The 5,998-nt window shown below is 54.2% G+C and carries 3 tRNA genes and 3 rRNA genes; all 6 read left to right on the top strand.

The annotated features are described in order from the left end of the window. Window positions 1–270 precede the first annotated feature (270 nt). The 6 genes from ACVDG9_RS28545 to ACVDG9_RS28520 all read left to right on the top strand — a co-directional run bounded on the left by ACVDG9_RS28545 (window position 271) and on the right by ACVDG9_RS28520 (window position 5,997). Window positions 271–1,753, top strand: a 16S ribosomal RNA gene (locus ACVDG9_RS28545). Between the two features lie 191 nt (window positions 1,754–1,944). Continuing rightward, a tRNA-Ile gene (locus ACVDG9_RS28540) sits at window positions 1,945–2,021 on the top strand. A 122-nt stretch (window positions 2,022–2,143) separates the two neighbouring features. Next, a tRNA-Ala gene (locus tag ACVDG9_RS28535) sits at window positions 2,144–2,219 on the top strand. A gap of 413 nt (window positions 2,220–2,632) precedes the next feature. Next, window positions 2,633–5,355: ribosomal RNA gene (locus ACVDG9_RS28530) — 23S ribosomal RNA — on the top strand. A gap of 201 nt (window positions 5,356–5,556) precedes the next feature. Then, window positions 5,557–5,671 (top strand): 5S ribosomal RNA (gene rrf / locus ACVDG9_RS28525). The 16S, 23S and 5S rRNA genes sit together here with 3 tRNA genes alongside, the layout of an rRNA operon. Window positions 5,672–5,920: 249 nt before the next feature. Further along, a tRNA-Met gene (locus ACVDG9_RS28520) sits at window positions 5,921–5,997 on the top strand. The last annotated feature ends 1 nt before the right edge of the window (window position 5,998 follow it).

Below are 5,998 nucleotides of genomic sequence, written 5' to 3'. Positions count from 1 at the left end.
GTTCTTTGACAATTTGATTATTGAAGGAAGGGAAGCGTAGGCGGCGTTGGCCTTGCGATCATCGGATGTTTTCGGATGTCTGGTGGTTTTAAGGAGTTACGCAGGTACGCTGATCTTTCAAACAAGGAAGCCGATTGGGTCTGATGGATTTCGGTCTGTTGGATTTGATTGAGCTCTTGTTAATTCTGCAGGTCTTCGCAGTGATGCGGAGGTTTGTATTGAGTGCTTTATAGCGATTGATAGAGATGCCTGTGATTGAACTTTTTAGTTAAACCTGAGAGTTTGATCCTGGCTCAGAACGAACGCTGGCGGCAGGCTTAACACATGCAAGTCGAACGAACTCTTCGGAGTTAGTGGCAGACGGGTGAGTAACGCGTGGGAACCTACCTTTAGGTACGGAACAACAGTTGGAAACGACTGCTAATACCGTATGTGCCCTATGGGGGAAAGATTTATCGCCTAAGGATGGGCCCGCGTTGGATTAGCTAGTTGGTGGGGTAAAGGCCTACCAAGGCGACGATCCATAGCTGGTCTGAGAGGATGATCAGCCACACTGGGACTGAGACACGGCCCAGACTCCTACGGGAGGCAGCAGTGGGGAATATTGGACAATGGGCGCAAGCCTGATCCAGCCATGCCGCGTGAGTGATGAAGGCCCTAGGGTTGTAAAGCTCTTTCAGCGAGGAGGATAATGACGTTACTCGCAGAAGAAGCCCCGGCTAACTTCGTGCCAGCAGCCGCGGTAATACGAAGGGGGCTAGCGTTGTTCGGAATCACTGGGCGTAAAGCGCACGTAGGCGGACTTTTAAGTCAGGGGTGAAATCCCGGGGCTCAACCCCGGAACTGCCTTTGATACTGGAAGTCTTGAGTCCGAGAGAGGTGAGTGGAACTCCGAGTGTAGAGGTGAAATTCGTAGATATTCGGAAGAACACCAGTGGCGAAGGCGGCTCACTGGCTCGGTACTGACGCTGAGGTGCGAAAGCGTGGGGAGCAAACAGGATTAGATACCCTGGTAGTCCACGCCGTAAACGATGGAAGCTAGCCGTCAGGTAGCATGCTATTTGGTGGCGCAGCTAACGCATTAAGCTTCCCGCCTGGGGAGTACGGTCGCAAGATTAAAACTCAAAGGAATTGACGGGGGCCCGCACAAGCGGTGGAGCATGTGGTTTAATTCGAAGCAACGCGCAGAACCTTACCAGCCCTTGACATTTGGTGCTACTTCCAGAGATGGAAGGTTCCCTTCGGGGACGCCAGGACAGGTGCTGCATGGCTGTCGTCAGCTCGTGTCGTGAGATGTTGGGTTAAGTCCCGCAACGAGCGCAACCCTCGCCCTTAGTTGCCAGCATTCAGTTGGGCACTCTAGGGGGACTGCCGGTGATAAGCCGAGAGGAAGGTGGGGATGACGTCAAGTCCTCATGGCCCTTACGGGCTGGGCTACACACGTGCTACAATGGCGGTGACAGTGGGCAGCGAACTCGCGAGAGGGAGCTAATCTCCAAAAGCCGTCTCAGTTCGGATTGTTCTCTGCAACTCGAGAGCATGAAGTTGGAATCGCTAGTAATCGCGTAACAGCATGACGCGGTGAATACGTTCCCGGGCCTTGTACACACCGCCCGTCACACCATGGGAGTTGGGTTTACCCGAAGGCAGTGCGCTAACCGCAAGGGGGCAGCTGACCACGGTAGGCTCAGCGACTGGGGTGAAGTCGTAACAAGGTAGCCCTAGGGGAACCTGGGGCTGGATCACCTCCTTTCTAAGGATGACCATTTTAGGAATGACTTCGGTCTTTCCAATCCGGTCTCTTCAGAACATAGACCCGTCTAGATCAGGACGAGGTCGCTTAAAACGAGCGGGCTGATGCCGTCTTCGTTTCTCTTTCTTCAAAAGACAAGTTAAGTGGTGACGCCACTTGAGCGGGGTCCTTGTGACGCCGTGTTCAGAAATGGGCCGGTAGCTCAGGTGGTTAGAGCGCACGCCTGATAAGCGTGAGGTCGGAGGTTCAAGTCCTCCTCGGCCCACCAAATCTTCGATTTGGTGGCCCTCGGCATGTTTGGTTTGTGCGTCCTCGCGGCTTTGCCGCTGCGGGCGTCACGGGGAAGCCCACCAAGATGCTGTGGCAGCGTTATCGCGTACGAAACAACATGGGGCCATAGCTCAGTTGGGAGAGCGCGTGCTTTGCAAGCATGAGGTCGTCGGTTCGATCCCGTCTGGCTCCACCATTCACTTTGTTCATGATGTCGCCCGACGACATTATGATTTGTTTGTCCTCGGATCTGATGATCCTGCGGGCAAACGGGTAAGGCTCCACTTTGCTTCGGCAGCTCCTCGCAAGAGTGAGCGCTGAATGGCTTGTCTTTTGAGAGAGTACCGTTTTGCGGTGATTTACGGATCACCGCTTGTTCTTGACATCGTTGAAGAGAAGATTTTTTTGACCTCCGGGGGAGACCTTGGGGTTCTACGATCAAGTAGAGGGCCAGCGTGACCGCATGGCTGTCAGAAAGATCTCGTGAAACTGGTCTTATATTATTGATGATCAGTTTGTTTTGAAGCCAGGTTGGTCTTGAGTGTTAAAGGTACTCATGGCTGGGTCTGGTGGATTTGCAAGCATGAGATGAGCATTGATAATGAGAGTGATCAAGTGTCTTAAGGGCATTCGGTGGATGCCTTGGCGACAAGAGGCGATGAAGGACGTGATACGCTGCGATAAGCCATGGGGAGCTGCGAATAAGCTTTGATCCGTGGATTTCCGAATGGGGAAACCCACTCCGTATGGAGTACCCGCAAGGGAGCAAACCCGGGGAACTGAAACATCTAAGTACCCGGAGGAAAGGACATCAACCGAGACTCCGCTAGTAGTGGCGAGCGAACGCGGACCAGGCCAGTGGCTTGCATTTAAGAACCGGAACCGTCTGGAAAGTCGGGCATTAGTGGGTGATAGCCCCGTACGGGTAGAAATTATGCAAGTCCTCGAGTAGGGCGGGACACGTGAAATCCTGTCTGAACGTGGGGGGACCACCCTCCAAGCCTAAGTACTCCTTGTCGACCGATAGCGAACAAGTACCGTGAGGGAAAGGTGAAAAGTACCCCGACGAGGGGAGTGAAACAGTTCCTGAAACCGGATGCCTACAAACAGTTGGAGGGCGCAAGCCTGACAGCGTACCTTTTGTATAATGGGTCAGCGACTTAATTTAACGAGCAAGCTTAAGCCGGTAGGTGTAGGCGTAGCGAAAGCGAGTCTGAATAGGGCGCCCTAGTTCGTTGGATTAGACCCGAAACCGAGTGATCTAGCCATGGCCAGGTTGAAGGTGCGGTAACACGCACTGGAGGACCGAACCCACGCCTGTTGAAAAAGTCGGGGATGAGCTGTGGCTAGGGGTGAAAGGCCAATCAAACTCGGAAATAGCTGGTTCTCCGCGAAATCTATTTAGGTAGAGCGTCGGATGAATACTCTCGGGGGTAGAGCACTGGATGGGCTATGGGGGCTTACCGCCTTACTGATCCTAACCAAACTCCGAATACCGAGAAGTACTATCCGGCAGACACACAGTGGGTGCTAACGTCCATTGTGGAGAGGGAAACAACCCTGACCGCCAGTTAAGGTCCCTAAGTTATGGCTAAGTGGGAAAGGATGTAGAACTCCCAAAACAACCAGGATGTTGGCTTAGAAGCAGCCATCATTTAAAGAAAGCGTAACAGCTCACTGGTCTAAATAAGGGGTTCCGCGCCGAAAATGTACCGGGGCTCAAGCCATACACCGAAACTGCGGGTGCATCTTATGATGCGCGGTAGCGGAGCGTTCTGTAAGTCTGCGAAGGGGGACCCGTGAGGGCTCCTGGAGATATCAGAAGTGCGAATGCTGACATGAGTAACGATAAAGCGGGTGAGAGACCCGCTCGCCGAAAGTCCAAGGGTTCCTGCGCAACGCTAATCGGCGCAGGGTTAGCCGGCCCCTAAGGCGAGGCCGAAAGGCGTAGTCGATGGGAATGCAGTTAATATTCTGCAGCTTGGTGGTAGTGACGGATGCCGTGTGTTGTATCTCCTTATTGGATTGGGGGTGCAGCGAAGGTGTTCCAGGAAATAGCTCCACCGTATAAACCGTACCCGAAACCGACACAGGTGGACTGGTAGAGAATACCAAGGCGCTTGAGAGAACTATGCTGAAGGAACTCGGCAAAATGCTCCCGTAAGTTCGCGAGAAGGGAGACCTCACGACGGGCAACCGTTGTGGGGTGGCACAGACCAGGGGGTGGCGACTGTTTATCAAAAACACAGGGCTCTGCGAAGCCGTAAGGCGACGTATAGGGTCTGACGCCTGCCCGGTGCTGGAAGGTTAAGAGGAGGTGTGCAAGCACCGAATTGAAGCCCCAGTAAACGGCGGCCGTAACTATAACGGTCCTAAGGTAGCGAAATTCCTTGTCGGGTAAGTTCCGACCTGCACGAATGGCGTAACGACTTCCCCGCTGTCTCCAGCATAGACTCAGTGAAATTGAATTCCCCGTGAAGATGCGGGGTTCCTGCGGTCAGACGGAAAGACCCCGTGCACCTTTACTACAGCTTCACACTGGTATTCGTCACGACATGTGTAGGATAGGTGGTAGACGTTGAAGCAGGAGCGCCAGCTCTTGTGGAGTCACCCTTGAAATACCACCCTTGTCGTCATGGATATCTAACCGCGGTACAACAATATCCGGGACCGTGTGTGGCGGGTAGTTTGACTGGGGCGGTCGCCTCCCAAATGGTAACGGAGGCGCGCGAAGGTGGGCTCAGAGCGGTCGGAAATCGCTCGTTGAGTGCAATGGCATAAGCCTGCCTGACTGCGAGACTGACAAGTCGAGCAGAGTCGAAAGACGGCCATAGTGATCCGGTGGTCCCTCGTGGAAGGGCCATCGCTCAACGGATAAAAGGTACGCCGGGGATAACAGGCTGATGATGCCCAAGAGTCCATATCGACGGCATTGTTTGGCACCTCGATGTCGACTCATCACATCCTGGGGCTGGAGCAGGTCCCAAGGGTTTGGCTGTTCGCCAATTAAAGTGGTACGTGAGTTGGGTTCAGAACGTCGCGAGACAGTTCGGTCCCTATCTGCCGTGGGTGTAGGAGAATTGAGAGGATCTGTCCCTAGTACGAGAGGACCGGGATGGACGTACCTCTGGTGGACCTGTTGTGGCGCCAGCCGCATTGCAGGGTAGCTATGTACGGAAGGGATAACCGCTGAAAGCATCTAAGCGGGAAACCCACCTCAAAACCAGTTCTCCCTGAAGAGCCGTGGAAGACCACCACGTCGATAGGAAGCGTGTGGAAGTGCGGCAACGCATGAAGCTTAGCTTTACTAATAGCTCGTTCGGCTTGATCCTCTCATTAGTCAATGTTCATCTTTTGGATGCGCCCCTGGCGCATCAAAAAGATCATTTTAAGTGCGCTACCGCCCTTCGGGCTGCTTGAGCGCGTTTGAAATGATCCATACGGCCAACGTCCTGGAACCTTCGTCCCAGGCGAGGCCGACCAAAGCATCAAAAAAATATATAGACCAGTTCACGCAAATTGCGCTTCGCCGGCCTGGTGGCCCTAGCGGGGAGCCCCCACCCGATCCCATCCCGAACTCGGCCGTGAAACTCCCCAGCGCCAATGGTACTGCATCTTAAGGTGTGGGAGAGTAGGTCGCCGCCAGGCCTGCAAATCGCAATTTGAAACCTCTTCAACTTGTTTGCCGCTCACGCGCGCAACGCCCTAAAGGGCTGCGCTCCGCGCGGGCAGCCTGACCGGCCGGCGGCCACTCGGCCTTGCCTCCGCTGCGCTCCGGATCTCTTATCCCATATCAGCGCAGTCTTCCGGTCAAACCGAAACATAAGGGTATCCCCAAAAGGGACCAAACCCACTTGGACCAAACGCGCAGCGCGCCAAGGACAAACAAAAAAACAACGCGGGATGGAGCAGCCCGGTAGCTCGTCAGGCTCATAACCTGAAGGTCGCAGGTTCAAATCCTGCTCCCGCAACCAA

Source organism: Roseibium sp. RP-7 (genome assembly GCF_053005225.1).
The sequence above is the reverse complement of the archived record's forward strand: the minus strand, read 5'-3'. Positions and strand labels throughout refer to the sequence as shown.